Origin of the sequence: Bacillus sp. BK450 (genome assembly GCF_004364885.1) — a bacterium.
Taxonomy (GTDB): Bacteria; Bacillota; Bacilli; order Bacillales; family Bacillaceae; genus Bacillus; species Bacillus safensis.
This window is the reverse complement of sequence record NZ_SOBQ01000006.1, coordinates 64,920-87,520: the sequence shown is the minus strand read 5'-3', so window position 1 is coordinate 87,520 and position 22,601 is coordinate 64,920. Positions and strand designations below refer to the sequence as shown.

General features: G+C 42.2%; 25 protein-coding genes. 17 read left to right on the top strand and 8 right to left on the bottom strand.

Annotation, left to right across the window (positions count from 1 at the left end):
• Nucleotides 1-10: 10 nt before the first annotated feature.
• Nucleotides 11-637, bottom strand: a complete 627-nt coding sequence (yyaC, locus tag EV579_RS17400) for a spore protease YyaC (RefSeq protein ID WP_024424063.1) — start codon at nt 635-637, stop codon at nt 11-13.
• 72 nt (nt 638-709) lie between these two features.
• Between yyaC and EV579_RS17395 the strand changes: the two genes are divergently transcribed.
• On the top strand, nt 710-1,765 hold the full coding sequence (locus EV579_RS17395) for a YkvI family membrane protein (protein ID WP_133744941.1): 1,056 nt from the start codon (nt 710-712) through the stop codon (nt 1,763-1,765).
• A 25-nt stretch (nt 1,766-1,790) separates the two neighbouring features.
• Here EV579_RS17395 and EV579_RS17390 read toward each other — a convergent pair whose 3' ends face one another.
• Nucleotides 1,791-2,201, bottom strand: a complete 411-nt coding sequence (locus EV579_RS17390) for a hypothetical protein (RefSeq protein ID WP_133744940.1) — start codon at nt 2,199-2,201, stop codon at nt 1,791-1,793.
• Between the two features lie 15 nt (nt 2,202-2,216).
• The gene (locus EV579_RS17385) at nt 2,217-3,536 is read right to left on the bottom strand and encodes a phage hydrolase (RefSeq protein WP_044333164.1); all 1,320 of its coding nucleotides are present in this window, start codon (nt 3,534-3,536) and stop codon (nt 2,217-2,219) included.
• Between the two features lie 295 nt (nt 3,537-3,831).
• Here EV579_RS17385 and EV579_RS17380 point away from each other — a divergent pair, with 295 nt between their 5' ends.
• From EV579_RS17380 to wrbA, 10 genes are all read left to right on the top strand, one after another.
• Nucleotides 3,832-4,038: a DUF951 domain-containing protein gene (locus EV579_RS17380; protein WP_008347561.1), complete on the top strand. Its 207-nt coding sequence runs from the start codon at nt 3,832-3,834 to the stop codon at nt 4,036-4,038.
• 216 nt (nt 4,039-4,254) lie between these two features.
• Nucleotides 4,255-5,355 (top strand): redox-regulated ATPase YchF, encoded by a 1,101-nt coding sequence (ychF, locus tag EV579_RS17375; RefSeq protein ID WP_024424059.1) that lies wholly within the window; start codon nt 4,255-4,257, stop codon nt 5,353-5,355.
• Nucleotides 5,356-5,463: 108 nt separating this feature from the next.
• Nucleotides 5,464-5,751, top strand: coding sequence for a 30S ribosomal protein S6 (rpsF, locus tag EV579_RS17370; protein ID WP_024424058.1), 288 nt, complete (start codon nt 5,464-5,466; stop codon nt 5,749-5,751).
• Between the two features lie 36 nt (nt 5,752-5,787).
• Nucleotides 5,788-6,330 (top strand): single-stranded DNA-binding protein SsbA, encoded by a 543-nt coding sequence (ssbA, locus tag EV579_RS17365; RefSeq protein ID WP_007497456.1) that lies wholly within the window; start codon nt 5,788-5,790, stop codon nt 6,328-6,330.
• A gap of 40 nt (nt 6,331-6,370) precedes the next feature.
• Entirely contained in the window at nt 6,371-6,610 is a 240-nt protein-coding gene (rpsR, locus tag EV579_RS17360) for a 30S ribosomal protein S18 (RefSeq protein WP_008359105.1), read from the top strand.
• 202 nt (nt 6,611-6,812) lie between these two features.
• Nucleotides 6,813-7,778, top strand: a complete 966-nt coding sequence (locus EV579_RS17355) for an ABC transporter ATP-binding protein (RefSeq protein WP_133744939.1) — start codon at nt 6,813-6,815, stop codon at nt 7,776-7,778.
• Entirely contained in the window at nt 7,771-9,288 is a 1,518-nt protein-coding gene (gene opuFB, locus EV579_RS17350; protein WP_133744938.1) for an osmoprotectant update ABC transporter permease/substrate-binding subunit OpuFB, read from the top strand. The genes EV579_RS17355 and opuFB overlap by 8 nt, the downstream gene beginning before the upstream one ends.
• A gap of 191 nt (nt 9,289-9,479) precedes the next feature.
• On the top strand, nt 9,480-10,451 hold the full coding sequence (locus EV579_RS17345) for a ring-cleaving dioxygenase (RefSeq protein ID WP_034667828.1): 972 nt from the start codon (nt 9,480-9,482) through the stop codon (nt 10,449-10,451).
• Nucleotides 10,448-11,056, top strand: a complete 609-nt coding sequence (locus tag EV579_RS17340; RefSeq protein ID WP_034622294.1) for an alpha/beta hydrolase — start codon at nt 10,448-10,450, stop codon at nt 11,054-11,056. Before EV579_RS17345 ends, EV579_RS17340 begins: the two co-directional genes overlap by 4 nt.
• A 72-nt stretch (nt 11,057-11,128) precedes the next feature.
• Nucleotides 11,129-11,743, top strand: a complete 615-nt coding sequence (wrbA, locus tag EV579_RS17335; RefSeq protein ID WP_133744937.1) for an NAD(P)H:quinone oxidoreductase — start codon at nt 11,129-11,131, stop codon at nt 11,741-11,743.
• 49 nt (nt 11,744-11,792) lie between these two features.
• On the opposite strand, the gene katX is transcribed toward wrbA, so the two are convergent.
• The gene (gene katX, locus EV579_RS17330; RefSeq protein ID WP_024424052.1) at nt 11,793-13,382 is read right to left on the bottom strand and encodes a catalase KatX; all 1,590 of its coding nucleotides are present in this window, start codon (nt 13,380-13,382) and stop codon (nt 11,793-11,795) included.
• Nucleotides 13,383-13,487: 105 nt separating this feature from the next.
• On the opposite strand from katX, the gene EV579_RS17325 reads away from it, so the two are divergent.
• The 3 genes from EV579_RS17325 to rsiV all read left to right on the top strand — a co-directional run bounded on the left by EV579_RS17325 (nt 13,488) and on the right by rsiV (nt 15,646).
• Nucleotides 13,488-14,147 (top strand): aspartate/glutamate racemase family protein, encoded by a 660-nt coding sequence (locus EV579_RS17325; protein WP_120208899.1) that lies wholly within the window; start codon nt 13,488-13,490, stop codon nt 14,145-14,147.
• Nucleotides 14,148-14,296: 149 nt separating this feature from the next.
• Complete coding sequence (locus EV579_RS17320) at nt 14,297-14,791, top strand: RNA polymerase sigma factor (RefSeq protein ID WP_024424050.1); 495 nt, start codon at nt 14,297-14,299, stop codon at nt 14,789-14,791.
• Entirely contained in the window at nt 14,792-15,646 is an 855-nt protein-coding gene (gene rsiV / locus EV579_RS17315) for an anti-sigma-V factor RsiV (protein WP_125587572.1), read from the top strand.
• Nucleotides 15,647-15,701: 55 nt separating this feature from the next.
• On the opposite strand, the gene EV579_RS17310 is transcribed toward rsiV, so the two are convergent.
• Nucleotides 15,702-16,628: a manganese-dependent inorganic pyrophosphatase gene (locus tag EV579_RS17310; RefSeq protein ID WP_024424048.1), complete on the bottom strand. Its 927-nt coding sequence runs from the start codon at nt 16,626-16,628 to the stop codon at nt 15,702-15,704.
• 301 nt (nt 16,629-16,929) lie between these two features.
• Between EV579_RS17310 and EV579_RS17305 the strand changes: the two genes are divergently transcribed.
• From EV579_RS17305 to rplI, 3 genes are read left to right on the top strand one after another with little or no spacing between them, the layout of a single operon-like run.
• On the top strand, nt 16,930-17,868 hold the full coding sequence (locus EV579_RS17305) for a YybS family protein (protein WP_073208191.1): 939 nt from the start codon (nt 16,930-16,932) through the stop codon (nt 17,866-17,868).
• 30 nt (nt 17,869-17,898) lie between these two features.
• Nucleotides 17,899-19,878, top strand: coding sequence for a DHH family phosphoesterase (locus EV579_RS17300; protein ID WP_024427639.1), 1,980 nt, complete (start codon nt 17,899-17,901; stop codon nt 19,876-19,878).
• Nucleotides 19,875-20,324 (top strand): 50S ribosomal protein L9, encoded by a 450-nt coding sequence (gene rplI / locus EV579_RS17295; protein ID WP_008359128.1) that lies wholly within the window; start codon nt 19,875-19,877, stop codon nt 20,322-20,324. Before EV579_RS17300 ends, rplI begins: the two co-directional genes overlap by 4 nt.
• A gap of 39 nt (nt 20,325-20,363) precedes the next feature.
• Here rplI and EV579_RS17290 read toward each other — a convergent pair whose 3' ends face one another.
• The 3 genes from EV579_RS17290 to EV579_RS17280 form a co-directional block, all read right to left on the bottom strand.
• A complete protein-coding gene (locus tag EV579_RS17290) occupies nt 20,364-21,578 on the bottom strand; it encodes a CynX/NimT family MFS transporter (RefSeq protein WP_133744936.1) in 1,215 nt (404 codons plus the stop codon).
• A gap of 22 nt (nt 21,579-21,600) precedes the next feature.
• Nucleotides 21,601-21,747: a YycC family protein gene (locus tag EV579_RS17285; RefSeq protein ID WP_064498621.1), complete on the bottom strand. Its 147-nt coding sequence runs from the start codon at nt 21,745-21,747 to the stop codon at nt 21,601-21,603.
• A 72-nt stretch (nt 21,748-21,819) separates the two neighbouring features.
• Complete coding sequence (locus EV579_RS17280) at nt 21,820-22,554, bottom strand: alpha/beta hydrolase (RefSeq protein WP_133744935.1); 735 nt, start codon at nt 22,552-22,554, stop codon at nt 21,820-21,822.
• Nucleotides 22,555-22,601: the final 47 nt, after the last annotated feature.

Below are 22,601 nucleotides of genomic sequence, written 5' to 3'. Positions count from 1 at the left end.
ATGGTCTTTTTTATATTCTCCCAGTGATATTTTGAATAGGGGTGAAGAGAGACCGGCTTTTTTCTCTCGTCCAATCCATTTGGTCAATGTGAGATAGACTTTCAGAAAGTGTATTGGCCATAGACATGACAAGATGAAGACGTGTGTTTTGGAGGACAAAGTATTCCATGAAACCACTCACATTGACGATCCCATTAATATGAATATCTCCTACCTCTGGCAGCTCCTTTTGGACACCAGCTCCAGGCTTTAACGGACCATCTCCAATTTGGAAGGAACCGACACTTTTCACTCTTCCTAAACAGGCATCAACCGCTACAATAAACGGGTGTTTATGAGCTTGTTCAATTTCAGCGAGTTTTTCTTTTAAATTGACCGCATGCACTGGGTCAGAGAGTGTTCCATATACATGAAGCTTTTTCAAATCCAGACCTGAAAGCTTTGTACCAACAAGTGGACCTAGAGAGTCGCCAGTTGAGCGGTCTGTTCCAATACAGACGATGGCAACGGGTCTTTTTCCTGCTTTCTGAAGATGCGAGAATAAAATACTTTTAAGCTGTTGAATGGCGTTTGTATCCGTATGGGACACGTATTCTTTTACCCTATTTCTAAAAAAAAGACCGTTCTTGCTATTCATAGGTCTCACTTCCTTGTCATAGTAGTTAGTAACAGTATACGGAAACAAGCTTAATTCTATACCTATGAGGTGATGATTGTGTGGAAGGCTGGTTCAAGGTGGACGCTTTTAATTTTAGGAAGCTTAATAGGAGCAGGATATGCTTCCGGCCAGGAAATTTGGCAGTTTTTTGGCATTGATAGCGGACTAGCCATTCTACTGTTTACATTGATGTTTATGCTGTCTACCTATGTGGTGTTAAAAATCAGTTATGAGGTGCGTGCCGATCACTTTGTGCCAGTGCTGGAACGGCTTGTCGGTCCATGGCTGGCTAAGGTGTATGACGTGTTAATTGTCCTATATTTATTCACGACAACGACGGTCATGATTGCCGGCGGCGGGGTGACTCTTGAGATGTATCATGTGCCTTTTTGGATTGGCATCGGCGCGTTTTGTTTGTTTTCATTTATGATTTTTTTCTGGGATGTGAAAGGGCTTTTATCTGTGAATGCTTTCATTATACCAATTTTGGTGGCGGGGCTCATCTATGCGTTTGTTTTTTATTATATGAATCATGATCATGTGTGGCGGATTGATTTTGGGCAGCAGTACAATTGGCCTGCCAGCATTGTCTTTGCTTCTTTGAATATATTATCTGTTGTGGCAGTGCTGTCTTCGGTTGGGAAAGAAATGAAGGGGCTCGGGGAAGCCAAAGTGGCGAGTATATTAAGCGGTCTTATTTTTGGTGTCATCTCGTATGTGTATAACGAAATACTAGTTGATATTTCTGGAAGCCTTTCATCAGAAGGAATTCCTTTGTTTACAGTATTAGAAGGGGCGCCGACTTCTTTGTTTGTGTTTATGACCGTTGTCCTTTGTCTAGCAATTTATACGACGACGGCAGCAGGTTTATTTGGATTATCAAGCCGGATGCTTTCTTTTGTACGAATGCCCCGCTGGCTGGTTGTATTGGTGATGCTTCTTTTGATGGCTCCTTTAACATCTCTTGGATTTGCTGATTTGATTGCTTTCTTGTATCCAATTTATAGTTTGTTGAATCTTTATTTGCTCGTCTGTTTAATGCTGTATCCGATTTTAAGTAAAAAGATATTTTCTTGTCCCAAAAATTATATTGATAAAACAAAATAAGCACCTCTCTTTTTTAGAGCTGTGCTTATTTGATCTGAATTGAATCAATCGCTTCTTTGATATCATCATAGACAGGCATTTGCTTGAGACGCTGGAGGCGATCCTCTAATTCTGAAATGGCCTGTCCCTTTAAATGCTGGGAAATGTGTTGTTTGACAATGGTCGTCTGGTTTATTATGTCTTCTGTTTTAGCCAATTGATACTCCAAGTGCACGCGAGTATTTGCTAATTCGTCGTGCAGCCGCATTTTGAGCAGCCGTTTTAGATCCTTTCGCTGTCCTTCTCTGCGCATGGCCTGAATGGCGGCAATTTCTTCTGGAGACTGTGTTTGTGTGTGTGGTGCCGATTGATTTTCGAATACAGACATGGAGCGGCGGGCACTCACATTTTGTAAGAAACGCTGGGCGTCACTAGGAGGCTTATTTTGATTGATCATGCGATGACTCCTTTCTTAATGAATACCCATTTGCATTGCAAGGCGTCTATCTGCCTTGGCGTAGTCATCACCCATTGTGTACATATGTCTTGAAAGAGCAGAAAGCTCTTGTTCGTAATCCCTCAGGGTGTACAAGGCATTCAGCTGTTTTTCGTGTGAATAAAAGGAGGAATGCGACTGTTCCATCCTCACTTCGTCTACCAGTGCTTCCACATCACTATGACTTAATAAATCATAGTGGCCAAAGCCTACGAGTCCTTTAAGCTCTTGTTTTACATGATGGACGGCGTCTTTTACACTTTCATCCATTCCATCGATTTTTTCAAATACAGTGTGCACTTCATGTTCAATAATGCTTTGCAGATCATAGGATGAATTTTTTAGTAAATGGGATTTTATGATAATTTCAAGTCCGCTTTGTGCATATGCACGTCCAGAATGAATTTCTTGCAGCAGCATGGCTGTAAAACTTGTATTATGATCAAGCTGTTCATCTAAAATACGGGCAGATCCATTCGGATGGAATGAATATCCATTTGCTTTGAATTCACCTGAAACGAGAGCTAAAAAAGCATTTGTATCAAAGGATTCGTTCCATTCTATATTCATAGATGCAAAAGCTGATTTTAAAAAGGTGTCAATTTCCCTTTTTTTGTATTTAACGGATTCTTGGACTGAGTCTTGCTGCCGTGGCGGTACGGTGTACTTGACTTGCCCAACTCCTTGATCATGACGATTGAGTAAACCGACGTAATGACTAGGCTGAATATATTCAGTCAACATGCGTTTATATTGACCTTGCTGCGCCTTTTGCTGAATCGAAGGCGACAGGATACTCCATATATTTGGGCTGTCAAAGGTAACGGCTTTTTTGACAGCTGGCTGTTCTGTTGCAACATAAGCACAAACAGCACCGGCAAGTGCTTGTCCAGTGAGATGGATACCTGCATTCGGATGCTTCTGACAGACTTTCTCTATGTATTCCTTCCCTTTAAAAAAGACATGGTCTTGATTGCCGTCAAGGGACTTTCTTTCAATTGGATAGGCATAGTCTGTTTTGAGCAATGACTGTGCCGCATTGTGTACATCTTGCTTAGATGTCACCCTCATTTGATGTGGCAGCGGACAGTGAAAAGCGACGATGAATTCATCTGATTGTTCCGGCTGCATCGTTAAACCATATAATTTTTGGTCGATCTTTAGAAAATCGTGGACAGTGAGTGTTTGCTGACCTATTTCTATCGTATGGTGCTGCTGGTAATTGTCGATATTTCCAGCATGATCGGATATGATTTTATATTCTTTATCAGTTAATCTATCCTTTCGATTGACCATCGTACCTGCTCCCTCACATAACATTTATGCAGATATCATAAATCAAAAAATATGGAAAAACCACCGCGTTCTACCAATAAAAACCTTTTGACCTACAGTGTTTGTGACAATATTGAAAAAAAACGGAGTTTAAGTAACTATTGGTCACAAATAAAATGATCTAAAAGGAGGGTTTTTTCTCTAAAAAAGAATAGGATGAACGATTGAAAGAGACTCTTTGTTTTGTGCATTGCCCTTCATCGCCGTTTTTTTGTACAATAGATTCAATGAAGTGAGCAAGGAGAGGTGAAGGCTGATGGCAGACAAAGCGTTTGGGTTACATGATGTTGTAGAAATGAAAAAGCCCCATCCATGTGGTGCCAATCGGTGGAAGGTCATTCGTTTGGGCATGGATATCCGTATTAAATGTGAAGGCTGCGGACACAGCGTGATGATCCCAAGAAGAGATTTTGAACGAAAAATGAAGAAAATTCTCGTCAAGCATGAGGAGCCAACTGCTTAAGTAGGCCTCATGCTTTTTTTATTAAATTTGTCTTTTCTATAGCAAAGCCAGGTGCATTTTCTCGTTTTGAAGCATTGATTTATTCTTTTTGACGATGTTTCTTCTATTGAAAATGCATGATGGTTAGCTTGTCTTTTCATGTAAACCTACTTATAATTGCTCTAGGTTCATATTACGCAGTATAACGAGCACGTTTGATATAGAGGAGATGAAAGAATGGCTTTAACAGCTGGTATTGTTGGCTTACCTAACGTCGGGAAGTCAACGCTATTTAATGCAATTACACAGGCTGGAGCGGAGTCTGCTAACTATCCGTTTTGTACTATTGATCCAAACGTCGGAATTGTAGAAGTTCCTGACGAGCGTTTACAAAAGCTAACAGAATTGGTGCAGCCGAAAAAGACAGTTCCCACTGCTTTCGAATTCACTGATATTGCGGGTATTGTCAAAGGTGCATCTAAAGGTGAAGGTTTAGGGAATAAATTCCTTTCTCATATTCGACAAGTAGATGCAATTTGTCACGTGGTTAGAGCTTTTGCAGATGATAACATTACACACGTAGCTGGTAAGGTTGATCCTGTGGCAGATATTGAAACGATTAATCTCGAATTGATTTTGGCTGATTTAGAAACAGTTGAAAAGCGTTTAGCTCGTGTGAGTAAGCTTGCAAAACAAAAGGACAAGGAAGCAGTAGCTGAATTTGAGATTTTGTCGAAGCTAATGAACGCATTTGAAGCTGGGAAATCGGCAAGATCTGTAGAATTTACTGATGAGCAGCAAAAGCTTGTGAAACAGCTTCATTTACTCACATCTAAACCAGTTCTTTATGTAGCAAATGTGAGTGAGGATGAAGTAGCGGATCATGAGGGCAACGAATATGTACAGCAAATCCGTGAGTTTGCTTCTGGTGAAAACGCTGAAGTTATCGTCGTTTGTGCGAAGATCGAGTCTGAAATTGCAGAGCTTGAAGGAGAAGAGAAGCAAATGTTCCTTGAAGAGCTTGGTATTAATGAGTCAGGTCTTGATCAGCTAATTAGAGCATCTTACTCTCTTCTAGGATTAGCTACGTATTTCACAGCAGGTGAGCAAGAGGTACGTGCTTGGACATTTAAAAAAGGAATGAAAGCGCCAGAATGTGCTGGAATCATTCACACAGACTTCGAGCGTGGATTTATTCGTGCTGAAACGGTTGCGTATGAGGATTTACTAGCTGGCGGAAGCATGTCTGCTGCTAAAGAAGCAGGAAAGGTTCGTCTAGAAGGTAAAGAATATGTAGTGAAAGATGGAGACGTCATTCATTTCCGTTTTAATGTATAGGTTCTTGTCATAGGCCAAGTAATTTGTTATAATATACAATTGTGAGTAATATAATTTATTGCTCCTTGCCCGTTTAGGGCCGCTTAGACCAAAAGGAGGTGCAATCAGATGAGAAAGTACGAAGTTATGTACATCATCCGCCCAACAGTTGACGATGAGGCTAAAAAAGCAGTTATCGAGCGTTTCAATAACGTGTTAACTTCTAACGGTGCGGAGATCACTGGAACAAAGGATTGGGGTAAACGTCGTCTTGCATACGAAATCAACGATTTCCGTGACGGTTTCTACCAAATCGTAAACGTTCAATCTGACGCTGCAGCAGTTCAAGAATTTGACCGCTTAGCTAAGATCAGTGACGATATCATTCGCCACATTGTTGTTAAAGAAGAAGTATAAATCATTGAAATATATATTTAAAGGTGGTCTTTCAATATGCTAAACCGTGTTGTATTGGTCGGAAGACTAACAAAAGACCCTGAGCTTCGCTACACGCCTAATGGTGCGGCTGTAGCCACGTTTACTCTAGCTGTGAATCGTACGTTTACGAATCAATCTGGAGAGCGTGAAGCCGATTTCATTAACTGTGTTACTTGGAGAAGACAAGCCGAGAACGTGGCTAATTTCTTGAAAAAAGGAAGTCTTGCCGGTGTAGACGGTCGTTTGCAGACAAGAAACTATGAAAATCAGCAAGGACAGCGTGTCTTCGTGACAGAGGTTCAAGCTGAAAGTGTTCAATTTCTTGAGCCTAAGAGCGGCGGTGCTGGTTCAGGTGGATACAGCGGCGGTGGCAATAGCGGAGGCCAGTATTATGGCGGTAGCCAAAACGATCAGAATCCATTTGGAAATGAACCAAGTCAAAATCCATATGGCAATCAAAACAACCAAAATCGTAATCAGGGAAATAGCTTTAATGATGACCCATTTGCGAACGATGGTAAACCGATTGACATCTCCGATGATGATTTGCCATTCTAATTGTTCTGAAAAAATGACTAAAGGAAAGGTGTGAAAACAAATGGCAGGTGGACGCAGAGGCGGTCGTGCGAAACGTCGTAAAGTATGTTTCTTTACTTCTAACGGTATCACGCACATCGATTACAAAGATGTTGATCTTCTTAGAAAGTTTGTTTCTGAGCGTGGTAAAATTTTACCTCGTCGTGTAACAGGAACTAGCGCTAAGTATCAACGTAAATTGACTTTAGCGATCAAAAGATCACGTCAAATGGCATTACTTCCATACGTTACTGGTGAGTAAGTCGTTGACTTAAAAGCGGAGAGCCCCGAGCTCTTCGCTTTTTTTATTTTCCCCACTGTGAATCTCATCTATTTTTGCTAGAGTTGTTTTTGACACTCAACCGAAGGGAAGTATGTAAAAGTGACAGTTTATTCTATACAAATATGTGGTTGATCTGTCATATTGATAGTCTAGAAAATAATTGCAGTCAGGGCGTGGGAAGATGATTGAATTTAAAAAGGTATCGATGCAATTTTCTGATGAGCGCTATGCCGTTCAATCCGTTGATTTGGAGATTCAGAAAGGTGAGTTTTTTGTATTGATTGGACCTAGTGGCAGCGGGAAAACGACGACATTGAAAATGATCAATCGCCTCATTTCTTCTACAGAAGGTGAGATTTACATAAAGGGTCAAAAAATAAGTGATTATGATATGTATGAGCTGCGCTGGGATATCGGTTATGTTTTGCAGCAAATTGCGCTTTTTCCTCATATGACCATAGAAGAAAATATTGCTGTGGTGCCAGAGCTTAAACAATGGAGCCGGAATGAGACCAATCAGCGTGTCGATGAACTCATGTTGATGGTCGGGCTTGATCCTGCTATGTATCGGCATCGAAAGCCAGCAGAGCTCTCTGGTGGACAGCAGCAACGAGTCGGTGTGGCACGTGCACTTGCAGCTGATCCTGAGATCGTCCTGATGGATGAACCTTTTAGTGCGTTAGATCCACTAACGAGGGAGAAATTGCAGGATGATCTGCTTGATTTGCAGCGCCGTATACAAAAAACCATTGTTTTTGTGACGCATGATATGCAGGAAGCTATGAAGCTGGGTGATCGGATTTGTGTGATGAATGAAGGAAAAGTAGTGCAGATCGGACGTCCTGAGGAATTGGTTCAACATCCAGCCAATGCCTTTGTACAGGAGTTTGTTTCAGGGGCTGCCCGTCATGTGGGACATCAAGCTTTTGAGCTGGAAACCTTGGCACAATCGATAGCCAACGAAGCTCTTTTACCCTATGAGGCGATCTCAGCAGATGCCCCACTGGATGAAGTCTTGTCTCAATTGGCAAAGCACGAGGAATTGGCTGTTGAAAAGAATGGAGAGCGGATTGGACTAGTGAATCGTCAAGCAGTGATTCAGTATTTAGCTGATTCTCCTAAAGAGAGGGGCGAGTCTCATGAATGATTGGACCCGTGTGTTATGGGAACGCAAAGAACAATTGGGACACGCCTTACTTGAGCATATTCAAATTTCTTTTATTGCTTTATTTTTAGCGATTTTGATTGCTATTCCATTAGGTATCTATTTAACGAGGGTTCCAAAGCTAGCGGAGTGGGTCATCGGGGTGACGGCCGTCTTACAAACGATTCCGTCGCTCGCACTTCTTGGCTTGTTGATTCCTCTTGTGGGGATTGGGCAAGTACCTGCGATTATTGCGCTTGTGGTCTATGCCCTACTCCCTATTTTAAGAAATACATATACAGGCATTCAGGAGGTTGATCCTTCTCTTAGAGAAGCGGCGCTTGCTATGGGGATGAATCATCGCAAACGGTTATTAAAGGTGGAGCTTCCTCTTGCCATGCCAGTCATCATGGCGGGTATCCGAACCGGGATGGTACTCATTGTGGGGACCGCCACTCTGGCAGCACTGATCGGGGCTGGGGGATTAGGAAGCTTAATCTTGCTGGGAATTGATCGAAATGATATGTCTCTCATTGTCATTGGTGCGATACCAGCTGCCTTACTCGCTCTACTATTTGATGTGGTGCTGCGTACCTTTGAGAAAATTTCCTTTAAAAAGACTGTGATCTCTGTGACTGTTTTTGCTCTGATTGCAGGAGCAGTTGTCGCTGCCCCCTCGCTGTTTCAGCAAGAAAAGAAAGAAATCACTATTGGCGGGAAGTTAGGATCAGAGCCTGAGATTTTGATCTCAATGTATAAGCTTTTAATTGAACAGGATACAGATATTCAAGTGAACCTGAAGCCCGGTCTTGGTAAGACGTCCTTTGTTTTCCAGGCTTTACGCTCTGGTGATATCGATATTTATCCTGAGTTTACGGGTACAGCGATTTCTGAATTCCTCAAAGAAACAGCAAAAAGCACAGATAAAAGAAAAGTGTATGAGCAAGCGCGGCGTGGATTGGAATCGTCCTTTCAGCTTCGCCTTCTTGAGCCCATGGCATACAACAATACGTATGCTTTAGCCGTGCCGCAGTCACTGGCTGATCAATATGAAGTGTCCAACATTTCAGATCTAGGTAAGATCAAAAACCGCATAAAAGCTGGATTCACCTTAGAGTTTTCTGATCGTCAGGATGGGTATCGAGGCATTCAAAAAGCCTATCAATTTTCCTTTGACGATGTTGTGACGATGGAGCCGAAGCTACGGTATCGAGCGATTCAAAAAGGAGATATCAATTTAGTCGATGCGTATTCGACAGACAGTGAATTGAGACAATACAAATTAAAGGTCCTTAATGATGATCAGCATGTTTTCCCGCCATATCAAGGAGCACCGCTGCTCAGGCAGGAGACATTAACTGAATTCCCTGAGATTGAGACCTCTCTCAATAAGCTTGCGGGTCAAATTACAGACGAAGAGATGAGAGAAATGAATTATGAAGTCAATGTGAAGGGGAAGGATGCATTCCAGGTAGCGAAAGCCTATTTAAAAAAGAAAAAATTGCTGCAATAATCAAGGAAAAGCAGAGCTGTTTCATGCAAAACAGCTCTGCTTTTTTAAAAGAAAAACAAAAATCATTGACATTTACTTAAAAACATCATATCCTTAATTCGAGATAAATATATTTTTTTGATCTAATATCTCGAATTCGAGATAATATAAAGACGTCAGTAAAGACATAATGAATAGAGGCTTATTACTTCATGATTAGGAGGTCATTAGAAGTGAAAAAAACAGAAGGAATTCACCATATTACAGCTATTGTCGGTCATCCTCAGGAGAACGTTGATTTTTATGCAGGTGTTTTAGGACTTCGTCTCGTGAAGAAGACCGTAAATTTTGATGATCCGGGCACATACCATTTATATTTTGGAAATGAAGGCGGCTCTCCAGGGACCATTATTACGTTTTTCCCTTGGCCGGGGGCACAAAAAGGTCAAATTGGTGCAGGGCAAGTAGGCGTGACGACATATGTCGTACCGACAGGCGCTTTTTCTTTCTGGAAGGATCGTCTTGAGCAGTTTAATGTCTCTTATGAAATGGTTGAACGTTTTGGGGAAGCTTTTCTCTCATTTGAAGATCCACACGGCTTATTGATTGAGCTAGTAGAGCGTGCGGAAGGAAAGCAAAACGAGTGGACATTTAACGGTGTCACACCAGATGTAGCGATTAAAGGATTTGGCGGAGCTGTTTTATTAACTTCGCATCCGGAGCAAACAATGCAGCTGCTAGAGCAAACGATGGGACTTGAACGAGTCGGAGAAGAAGGAGACTATGTGAGATTCCGTTCGTTTGGTGAAATAGGCAATGTCATTGATGTGAACATCACACCTGTTCCACGAGGACGTATGGGTGTTGGAGTTGTGCACCATATTGCATGGAGAGCAACAGATGATCAGGATCAATTAGATTGGCAAAGACATATTGCACAAAGCGGGTATCAAGTGACACCTGTGCAAGATCGAAATTATTTTAATGCTATTTATTTTAGAGAGCTTGGCGGCATATTATTTGAGATTGCTACTGATCCTCCAGGGTTTGCACACGACGAATCAGTGGAAACAATGGGTGAAGCATTGAAACTGCCACCGCAATATGAGGCACAGCGCAGTCAGATTGAACAAATTGTACTGCCAATTGAAGTGAGAGAAGTTAAAGGGAAAGGAGATTCATGATGAAGCATCTTTTTCGAAAAGGAAAGAATGAACAAAGACCTGTCCTGTTATTACTGCATGGAACTGGCGGGACAGAAGAAGATTTATTGCCGCTTGCACAGATAGTAGATCCTGATGCATCTGTTCTTAGTGTGAGAGGGAATGTATTAGAAAACGGCATGCCGCGTTTTTTCAGACGTTTGGCAGAGGGTGTATTTGATGAGCAGGATTTGATTGAGCGTACAGAGGAACTATATACATTTATCGGCGAAGCAGCTGATGAATATGGGTTTGATCGTCACAATGTGGTGGCTATCGGATATTCCAATGGGGCAAACATTGCTGGAAGCTTGTTATTCCATTATGGGGATGCTTTAAAAGGAGCTATCCTGCATCATCCAATGGTTCCAAGACGCGGGGTTTCGTTGCCTTCATTAGCGGGGAAACAAGTCTTTATAGCAGCTGGTGAAAATGACCCAATGTGCCGTCCAGAGGAATCACAGGAGCTGGAGCAATTGCTCCAGGGTGCAGGCGCATCGGTTACACTTCATTGGGAAAATCGCGGACATCAGCTAACGAGAGAAGAAGTCGATGCTGCGGCTTTATGGTATCGTCGTCAATTTTAAATAAGGTGGGGAATACAGGTGGGATTTTTACAGAAGCTTTTTGGGCAAAACAAACAAAAGGAGCTGGAACAAATGGAAAACGTAAAATTAGCGATTATTTATTATAGTTCAACAGGTACAAACTATCAGATGGCGAAATGGGCTGAAGCTGGAGCAAAAGAAGCTGGTGCAGAGGTCAAAGTATTAAAGGTTGCTGAATTGGCACCAGAAGCAGTTGTCGCTTCAAATCCAGCATGGAAAGCACATTTAGACGAAACAAAGGATGTGCCAGAGGTTCAATTAAGTGATTTAGAGTGGGCAGATGCCATCATCTTTAGCATGCCGACACGTTTCGGTAACCTGCCAGCTCAAATGAAGCAGTTCTTAGATACAACAGGCGGCTTGTGGTTCCAAGGTAAATTGGCAAACAAAGCAGTCAGCGCGATGACTTCAGCTCAAAACGCAAATGGCGGACAGGAGCAGACGGTTCTCAGCTTATATACGACGATGTTCCACTGGGGAGCCATTATTGCCTCTCCTGGATACACAGATGATTCCTTATACGGTGCAGGGGGCAACCCTTATGGCGTAAGTGTCACTGTTGACCAAAATGGAAAAATCCAAGAGGATGCAGAAGCAGCTGTGAAACATCAGGCAAAACGTACAGTCAATGTGGCAGAATGGATCAAAAAAGGTCAAAACGCTTAATAGATGTATACAAAAAGAATGCAGCCTCGCCGCTGCATTCTTTTTTTCATTAATAAGGATCTGATGGTGTGCTGTTGTTGATGGCTTCGTCCACGGCTTGAGCAGCGCCTGTAGAGCCGATAGGTCCGCTTGGCTGCTCTTGTTTAAAGGCTTTTAAGCCGTCAGCGACACGTTTTCCGTAATCAGGGTCTGCTTTTGTAAAGTTTTCAATCATTTGGTCTTGAATGTCCTTTTGACATGTCGCAAGAGTATTGACTAAGTTCTTAATCAGTTCCTCACGCTCCCAATCATTAAAACGGCGATACGTTTCTCCCGCTTGTCCAAAGTTGTTTGGGCGGTCAATGGCTTCTCGTTTGACTTCACCTTCTACAAAAGGCGTATGATCCTTTCCATCCTGTTTGGCTTCTTTTAATCCTCCGAGGATCGACGGCTCATAATTCACATGAGGATTTTGGCCTTTGCCTTGATCGACATGGTATTCCATTTGCCCGTCTCTCTGATTGGTGGCGACATGCTTTTTCGGTGCATTGATCGGCAGCTGTAAATAGTTTGGCCCTACACGATATCGCTGCGTGTCAGAGTAGGAGAAGGTACGGCCTTGAAGCAATTTATCATCTGAGAAATCTAAACCGTCTACGAGTACGCCAGTCCCAAAGGCAACCTGCTCGACTTCTGCGAAATAGTTTTCTGGATTTTTGTTTAATACCATCCGTCCGATTGGTTTCCATGGATAGTCATCCTTGTACCAAAGCTTTGTAGGGTCTAGCGGGTCAAAGTCGAGGTGAGGGTGGGCATCATCTTCCATGATCTGTGCATATACCTCCCATTCAGGATAATCTCCTTGCTCAATCGCTTCATATAAATCCTGTGTGGCATGGTTAAAATTTTCTCCCTGGATCGCTTGCGCCTGTTCTTGGGTCAGGTTGCGAATGCCTTGTTTTGGTTCAAAATGATATTTAACCAGCACCGCTTTTCCTTCATGGTTGACCCATTTGTACGCATGGACACCTGAGCCTTGCATGTGCCGGTATGTAGCTGGGATGCCCCATGGTGAAAAGAGAAATGTCACCATATGCGTCGCCTCAGGTGATTGTGAGACAAAATCAAAAATACGCTCGCCGTCCTGACGATTGGTGACAGGATCCGGCTTAAAGGCATGAACCAAATCAGGGAACTTTAAAGCATCTCGAATAAAGAAAATTTTCAGGTTGTTCCCTACGAGATCCCAGTTGCCTTCCTCTGTATAAAATTTAATCGCAAACCCTCTCGGATCACGTAATGTTTCTGGCGAATGACCGCCGTGAATCACAGAAGAAAAACGAACGAAAACAGGCGTCTTTTTCCCTTTTTCCTGAAACAATTTTGCCCTCGTATAGGTGGAGATGGGCTCATCCCCGAATGTGCCGTAGGCTTCAAAGTAACCGTGAGCTCCGGCACCGCGTGCATGTACAACACGTTCAGGGATGCGTTCACGATCAAAATGACTGATTTTTTCTAGGAAATCGTAGTTTTCAAGCGTAGTGGGTCCTCTATTCCCGACAGTTCTCATATTTTGATTATCTGTTACGGGATGACCTTGCCGATTCGTTAAGGTTTCTTCTGACTCTGAAGATGATTTAGGCTGTTGATCTTCTTTCAATTAGAATCCCTCCTTTAATATCTCCCTAACAATATGGTCATGTTGCTCCCTATTTCATACAAGGATTGATATAATGATTGAAAACTTTCACGAGGAGCGAGCCTGATGATTCGATTACACTGCCTTCACGCCCATCCATCCAATCAGTCATATATAGAAGATGCGTTTGGTGATACAGATGTTGATTTGCATCACACGGTCGATTCATCATTTATAGAACGCGCGACACAAGATCCTGCATTTGATCAACACAAGCAGCAAACGTATGCTATCAACAGATTAAAACAGGAAATTGAAGCCGATCTCATTCTGCTCACGTGTACACAATACATTGCCGCTTTGGGTGATCAGCAGCAGCTCTTTAAACAACCGATTGTTCCGATCGATGAACCGTTATTTGAGCTGATTTGTGAGAAACAAAGGCCTATTCAACTGGTGTTTTCCAACCCAGATACAGTGGAAGGGACGATGCATCGGCTTGAATCATATGCCACAGAGCGGGGCAAACAGCTTGAAGTAGAAATGGTTGTGATGGAGGATGTCTTTCATCTCTGCCTAAACGGTGATATGCAAGCCTATGATGAACAAATCAAGGAGCAGCTGAGAAAATGTATGAAGCAAAAAGGGAGAGACATTTGTGTGATGCAGCTTTCGATGGTTCGTGCGGCAAAGCAGGTGGAGCGGGAGACAGGCGTTCCTATTATTCATCCGCTTTCTCCACTAAAACAGTTTGTCCATCAAACACTATCTGCTTGGAAAGAGTGAACCCATCTGGTTCGCTCTTTTTGTATAGGAACGTAAATGCGATGACATGTTAAAAAAATAACCGAGCGCAAACTATTTTCAAAAGGCGCGCGTCTATCCAATGTAAGAAATAACAGATGCGCATTTAAGATAAAGGAGCTCTTTGTAAAATGAAGAAACGAAAAATAGATGATCAATTTGCGGATTACGTCATGGAGCATAAACACAGTTTTTATCGGTTGTCCTATAGTTATGTCAAAAACCCAGAAGATGCTATGGATGTTGTTCAGGAGGCCATTCATAAAGCACTCAAATCTGTTCACCGATTAGAGGATGCGAGCAAGATGCATAGCTGGTTTTATAAGATCGTGGTGAACACTGCCCTAGACTTTTTACGAAAGAAGAAGCGGGTGCAGGTGACAGATGATGATACGCTTGAATTCTTATCACAGGGAGAATCAGATGTATACGAGGATCAAGACGTCAAACGGGCTATAGAGGATTTGCCTGAGATGTATCGAGTCATCATTATTTTGAGATTCTTTGAAGATTTAAAATTAGAGGACATCGCCCAGATTCTCGATGAAAATGAAAACACCATTAAAACAAGATTATATAAGGCGCTGCGGCTTTTAAAAGTAGAATTATCACAGGAGGAAATTTAAATGGATAAGTATTTGGAACATTTAAAAGATGAATATTTAGAAATCCCTATTCCACCGGAATATGATGCGATGGTTGAACGAACGTTAAAAAGAAAAAATAAAAAACCTCATTTTCAGCAATGGACCATCGGACTTGTTGCGGCTGCTGCTCTTTTTGTTACAACGGTTAATGTCAGTCCACAGGCAGCAAGAGCGATTTCAGAGGTGCCTGTCATTGGCGAGCTGGTGAAAGTCGTAACGTTTACAGAATTTAAAAAGAGCGATCAAGGAACGAATATTGATCTTAAAACACCACACGTTTCAGGACTTGGGGACGGAACATTACAAGACAGCCTGAATCAAAAATATTTAGCTGAAAACAAAAAGCTGTATCAAGATTTTGAAAAGGAAACAAAGGGTTATAAAAATGGTCATTTAAGTGTTGAGAGCGGTTATGAAGTGAGAACGAACAATGATCAAATCCTTTCACTAGGCCGATACAAGGTGACGACTCAGGCTTCTGCGGCAGAGGAAATGACATATGATACGGTTGATAAGAAAAACCATGTCCTCATTACATTACCAAGCCTGTTTAAAGATAATCGTTATATTGATGTGATTAGTGAAAATATTAAAGAACAAATGAAGAAACAGATGAAAGAGGATTCAGACAAAATATACTGGATTGGCAAGGAAGAAACAGATCCATTTAAGAAAATTAAGCCGGATCAAAACTTCTATATCAATTCAAAAGGAAAGCTTGTGATTTCCTTTAATGAATATGATGTGGCTCCTGGTTACATGGGTGTTGTTGAATTTACGATTCCAACAAGCGTGCTAAAGGATATTCTCGTTAGTGATACGTACATTCATTAAAAAGAAGACAGACAAAAAAGACTGCTGAACAATTCAGCAGTCTTGTCGTGTTTTATTAAGAAAGTGCGTCTGTCAGTGCAGGTACGACTTGTTTCTTTCTTGATACAACACCTTTTAGTAAAGCTGTGTTGTTTTCAAGCGTGACGTTAAATGCTTTTTCTACTTTTGCTGCTTCTGCACCGAGTGCAAGAGCAAGGGAGTCATTTTCTAAAATGTCTGTGATGACTAAAACAAATAGATCAAGACCTTTTGCTGCAATGACTTCATTGATTTTCGCTTCAATGTCAGCCTGTCTTGCTGTCACTTCAGCGATATCTACTGTATTGACTTGTGCAATTTCTACTTTGCTTTTGCCTAGTGCGAATTCTTTTGCATCAAGTGTAATTAATTCTTGAACCGTTTTTTGACTTAGATCAGCGCCTGCTTTCAGCATGTCTAGGCCGTAAACTTCTGGATCTACCCCTGCGATTTTTGCAAGCTCATGTGCAGCATCAATATCTTGCTGTGTGCATGTTGGGGATTTGAATAGTAAGGAATCAGAAATGATCGCAGATAAAAGCAAACCAGCGATTTCTTTTTCAATCGTCACTTGGTTTTCTTTATACATTTTGTTTAAGATCGTTGCTGTACAGCCTACAGGCTCTGCACGATAGTAAAGAGGTTCACTTGTTTCAAAGTTGGCAATACGGTGGTGGTCAATGACCTCAGTTACTTGTACTTGATCAATATCGCTTACACTTTGCTGGAATTCGTTATGATCGACAAGAATGACTTGCTTTGTTTCGTTTGCAGCCGTTTCAATGAAACGAGGTGCTTCTTGTTTAAAGAAATCTAATGCGTATTGTGTTTCTCCATTAATTTCTCCAAGTCTGACGGCTTCTGCCTGAACGCCGATTTTGTTTTTCAGATCAGCGTAAGCAATAGCAGAGCAAATCGTGTCTGTGTCAGGATTTTTGTGTCCGAATACGAGTGTTTTTCCCATGTGAATTCTCCTTCTTACATTTATTGATGATGTTTCTATTCTAACAGCTTTTGACCTTGAATTCAGGGTTTATAGCTAAGAATAATCTAAAAAATTGTAACATGCTGTTCGAAAACTTGCATATGCCATTCCATATCGGTGTTCCACGTGAAACGCTCAGGACAGCCTGCATTTTACTTGAGATTTACCGCTATGGTAAAATAAAGGTTGGGGCAAGACATGATGGAGCTTACATCGTACGTATACATAGAAGTACACATTGAGCAAGATATAGACAAAAGGATTGGATAGAGGTGAGGGTGTGAAACAAACAAAAGCGTTAGTAGAGGGCGCAATCATGATCAGTATTTTCGCGGTCATGACGCTGTTTTATTTGTATGTGCCGCTATTATCCATTATTTTCTTTCTAGCTGCTCCGATTCCGATCATTCTCTATACAATCAGACACGGCTTGAAAAAAGGAATTGCTGCTGGCGCTATTGGCATAGTGATCAGCTTTTTAATTGGGTCTATAACTGGACTCATGAGTGCACCTATTCTGATTGCTGTCGGATTAGGCATGGGTGTTTTCTACAGCAGAAGGCAGCCCGGGAATGCCATCATTACAGGTGCGCTGATCTATTTGTTCAGTTTTCTCATCTCCTTTGTTGTCAGTGTTCAGCTTTTTCAGATCGATATCATGAGTATCGCGAAAGAGTCAATTGAGCAAATGATGCCGATGGTAGAGAGTGTTTTAAAGCAATCCGGGGCTTCTGAAAAGGACATAGCCAAACAGCTCAAACAGTTTAAAGAGATGCAGGATACGGCATTAAGTGCTTTACCTGTAGCGTTATTGATTTTGGTCACGCTGATGGCTTTCGTGAATCACTGGTTCGTGCAGCCTCTGATCAAACGGTTTGTCAAAGACATGCCGTCCTTGAAGAAATTTAAGGATATGCGGCTGCCAAAAAGCATGGTATGGTATTATTTACTCACATTGCTTTTGATGCTGATTCAGACGGAAAAAGGCAGCTTTTTATGGCTCGTTCAAACGAGTGCGTTTCAAATTTTATTTATACTGGTGCTTATTCAGGGATTTTCTTTTCTCTTCTATTATTGCCACGAAAAAAACATCTCAAAAGCGGTACCCATTTTCGCTGTTGTGTTAACGGTTTTCTTTCCGCCGATCGGTGTGATTGTGCGAATTATAGGGATTGCTGACATAGGCTTTGATTTAAGAGAAAAAGTAAAAAACAAATAATTCACTCTGAATGTTGAGGAGTTGATATCAGTGCCAAGCTTCTATAGAAAACCTGTCATCAAGTATCCGATCTTCGCGTTAATTGTTCTTGCGGTGGTCACAGTCCTCCTCAACCTTTATTTCAATTGGATCATAGGAGCGGTTGGTCTTTTCGTCCTTGCAGGTGTGCTCTACTTCTTAAAGTGGGCAGATACGCAAGTGCAGAAAGAGATTGATTCATATATTTCAACATTATCCTATCGAGTCAAAAAGGTTGGAGAAGAAGCATTAATGGAGATGCCAATTGGTATTATGCTGTTTAATGATCAGTATTATATCGAATGGACCAATCCATTTCTCGCTTCATGCTTTCATGAAAGCACACTTGTCGGCAGATCCTTGTACGATACATTCGAGTCCATTGTGCCTCTTATTAAACAAGAGGTCGAGACCGAAAATGTGACGCTGAATGACCGGAAATTCAAAGTCATTATTAAACGGTCAGAGCGCCTTTTATATTTCTTTGATGTCACGGAACAGGTACAGATTGAACGACAGTACGAAAATGAACGAACGGTGTTATCTTATATCTTTTTAGACAACTACGACGATGTCACGCAGGGACTTGATGATCAAGTGCGCAGCGCGATTAATAGTGAAGTGACGTCTTTGCTCAACAATTGGGCACAAGAATACGGTATTTTCCTGAAGAGAATTTCGTCTGAACGATTTATGGCGGTTCTAAATGAGAGTATTTTAGCTGAGCTTGAAGCGTCGAAATTCTCCATTTTAGACGAGGTCCGTGAGAAAACAGGGGCACATAGTGCGACGCTCACTCTGAGTATCGGGATCGGTGCGTCCGTTCCTTCCTTGAAAGAGCTTGGAGCACTTGCGCAGTCGAGTCTTGACCTTGCCCTCGGACGAGGCGGGGATCAGGTCGCCATTAAACAGCCGAATGGAAAAGTGAAATTCTACGGTGGAAAAACGAATCCAATGGAGAAACGGACACGCGTACGCGCACGGGTCATTTCTCATGCTTTAAAAGAAATTGTATCTGAAAGCGGTAATGTCATGATCATGGGGCATAAGTTCCCAGACATGGACTCAATCGGTGCATCCATTGGGATTTTAAAGGTTGCCCAGGCCAATGGAAAAGAAGGTTATATTGTCATTGATGCCAACCAGATTGGCGACAGTGTTCAACGCTTAATTAGTGAAATTAAGAATTATGAAGAGCTTTGGTCACGTTTTATCACACCAGAGGAAGCAATGGAGCTTGCAAAGGATGACACATTGCTTGTGGTCGTGGATACACATAAACCGTCTCTCGTCATGGAGGAACGACTGCTGAATAAGATTGAAAACGTCGTGGTCATTGACCATCATAGACGCGGGGAGGAATTTATCCGTGATCCTTTACTTGTTTATATGGAGCCGTATGCTTCATCTACAGCAGAGCTTGTGACAGAGCTCTTAGAGTATCAGCCGAAGAAATTACGTATTAACATGATTGAGGCGACTGCGCTTCTGGCTGGGATCATTGTTGATACGAAGAGTTTCTCTCTGAGAACGGGGTCAAGAACGTTCGATGCAGCATCCTATCTTCGTGCAAAGGGAGCAGATCCTGTCCTTGTGCAAAAGTTCTTAAAAGAAACAGTCGATCATTACATCAAACGAGCAAAACTCATTCAGCATACAGAGCTGTATCAGAATCAGGTGGCCATTGCTTCGTTGCCATCTGACAGGTCGGAGTATTATGATCAAATTACGATTGCCCAGACAGCGGATTCCCTGTTGTCAATGAGTGAGGTAGAAGCGTCATTTGCTGTCGCTAGACGAGATGACGACACGGTATGCATTAGTGCTAGATCATTAGGGGATATCAACGTTCAAATTATTATGGAAGCATTAGACGGCGGCGGCCATTTGACTAACGCTGCTACCCAGATTTATGGTATAACCATTGAAGAAGCGGTAGGGAAGTTAAAGGCTGCCATAGACGAATATTTCGAAGGAGGGGTTCAAAGATGAAAGTCATCTTTCTAAAAGACGTAAAAGGCAAAGGGAAAAAAGGCGAAGTCAAGAATGTAGCTGACGGATACGCTCACAACTTTCTCATCAAACAAGGGTTAGCTGTTGAAGCAACTCCAACGAACCTAAGCGCTTTGGAAGGGCAGAAAAACAAAGAGAAAAAGAATGCCATCCAAGAGCTTGAACAAGCAAAACAATTAAAAGAAACACTTGAGGCGTTAACAGTGGAACTCACTGCAAAATCAGGTGAAGGCGGCCGTTTGTTTGGCTCAATTACAAGCAAACAAATCGCTGATAAATTGCAAAAAGATCATCAAATTAAACTCGATAAGCGCAAAATCGAGCTGAATGACGCCATCCGTGCGTTAGGTTATACAAATGTACCGGTAAAGCTTCATCCAGAGGTACAAGCAACGTTAAAGGTACATGTGACAGAGCAGGCATAAGCAGAAAAGAACCCGTCTCACGAGGAGGCGGGTTCTTTTTTATGAAGGATCTGAAATATAGACGCTGCGTCCGGCACGCATACCGGATAAAAACATGAAAAATAGGATGACAATAAAGATGATAATCGCGGGTGTCCATGTATGTGTGGAATCAAAAAGGATTCCAATCATGAACGGCCCAACAGCAGCTAATAAATAACCGAGAGACTGCGCCATTCCAGAGAGGGCAGCTGCTTGTTCCATATTGGTTGTTCGTAATCCGATGAATGTGAGGGCAAGACTGATACTGGCCCCTTGTCCAATGCCGATCAATAGAACAGAGATGACAAGAATAGGCGTTGATCCTCCGAGAAGAAGTCCAATCATGCCAAGTAAATACACAAGGACAAGGCCGGCGACAAGCGGTCTTTGCGTTTTTAATTTTTCTGCAAAAACGGGCGTTAAGAAGGTGGATGGCAGCCCAACAAACTGCATAATGGACAGCATCCAGCCAGCTGTCGACAGGTTCATTCCATGTGATGTTAAGATATCAGGAAACCATGCGATGCTGCTATAGAAAAGGAATGACTGCAACCCCATAAAAAAGGTCACCTGCCATGCAACACGTGAACGCCATATCGGCTGCTCTGTGAGCGAGATGCTTTTGACGGCCGCTGTATTCTGATGAAGAAGCTGCGGCACCCAAACCATCATGGCGAGAAGGGCAAGTCCAGCCCATACAAGGAATGATGTATTCCAGCCGCCAGGCATTGTATGACTGAGCGGAACACTGACACCTGATGCAAGTGCAGCGAAAACGGACATTGAAGTCGTATATACACTTGTCATCAAACCTGCATGTGCAGGAAATTTATGCTTCACAAGCCCCGGTAAGAGCACATTACAAATCGCAATTCCAACTCCGACCAGCGCCGTGCCAATCATTAAGAAGGTGATGGTGCCAAACGAGCGAATCACAATCCCAAAGAGAAGGACAGCAAGTCCAAGCCAGAGGGTTCGTTCATTGCCAAGTCGTTTTCCGATTTTAGGGGCAATTGGAGAAAGTAATGCGAATGAAAGCAGTGGTAATGTCGTAAGAAAACCCGCCAGTCCATTTGAAAGCTGTAAATCGGAGCGAATCGCGCCGATCACAGGGCCAACGGATGTAATGGCAGGCCGAAGATTAAATGCAATGAGCAAAATCCCAGCAATCAGCAGGATGGTTTGTCCTGTACTGCGAGGTTGTAATGTTGATTTTTCTAGTTGTTGTTCCATGAATGTAAACTCCTTTATTTCTTTAAGAAGAACGATCTTTCTTCTGTTCAAGCTCCGCTAATTTAGCTAATAAGATATGCTGCGGCATATGCATAATTTGTTCTAACGGTACATTGAGTGATGCAGCAAGCTTTTGTGCGGTATCGGCTGAGATTTGTAAAGGTCTCATGCGCAAATCCCTCCTCTTTCAATCTATACGTTCCAATATATCATATCGGCTTTGGGCCATGCTGATAAAAAATTAGCGTTCTCTTTGATAAAACCACTTTAGGGCCGATAAGAAATTTTTTTGAAATTGTTTCAGATGATGGCCCTCCCCTTGTTCGATGTGATATTGCAGCTGCCTTTCTTGCATCCCTTTTTGTAATAAAAGATCATGTAGTTGTTTGTTGAATAAAGGCATGTGCTGTTGAGCAGATGTTTTCCCTTTCCCTTCTTCACTGCCTACAGACAAATAAATAAAGTGATCCACACACTGAATGTTTTGTTGTTTAGCAAACGGTAGAAAATCTTGATACCAAAATGACCCGGAGATCGATGCGATGTTTTTAAAAAGATCAGGGTGCATGAATAGGGTATAAATAGCAAAAAGCCCACCTAATGAAGCACCTACGTGGCTATGTTCATGACAGGTCTCTTGAACTGGATATTCTCTTTTGATATATGGGAGCAAGTCATTCGCTAAAAATGACACATACGTCTGTGCCTCGCCTTTAAAGTCAGGAAACCCAGATCGCAGTGATGACGCCTTCCATGGTGTATATTCGTCAAGTCGATTGAAGGGGTGTATGCCGACGATGATAATTGGCGAGATGGTTTTGGCTTCGATCATTTTTTCGATCTCTAGCAGGTGTGTTCTAAACAAAGAAGAGCCATCTTGTACAAAGACAGCTGGAACATCAATAGAGGTGTCCTGCGGAAGGTAAATATCAAGCTGACGCCCGTTAAGCTCGTCATATAGAAACGTTCCGTTCATGTGTATCCTCTCCTAAAGGTTTTCAACTACGTTGAAAAGAAGACAAA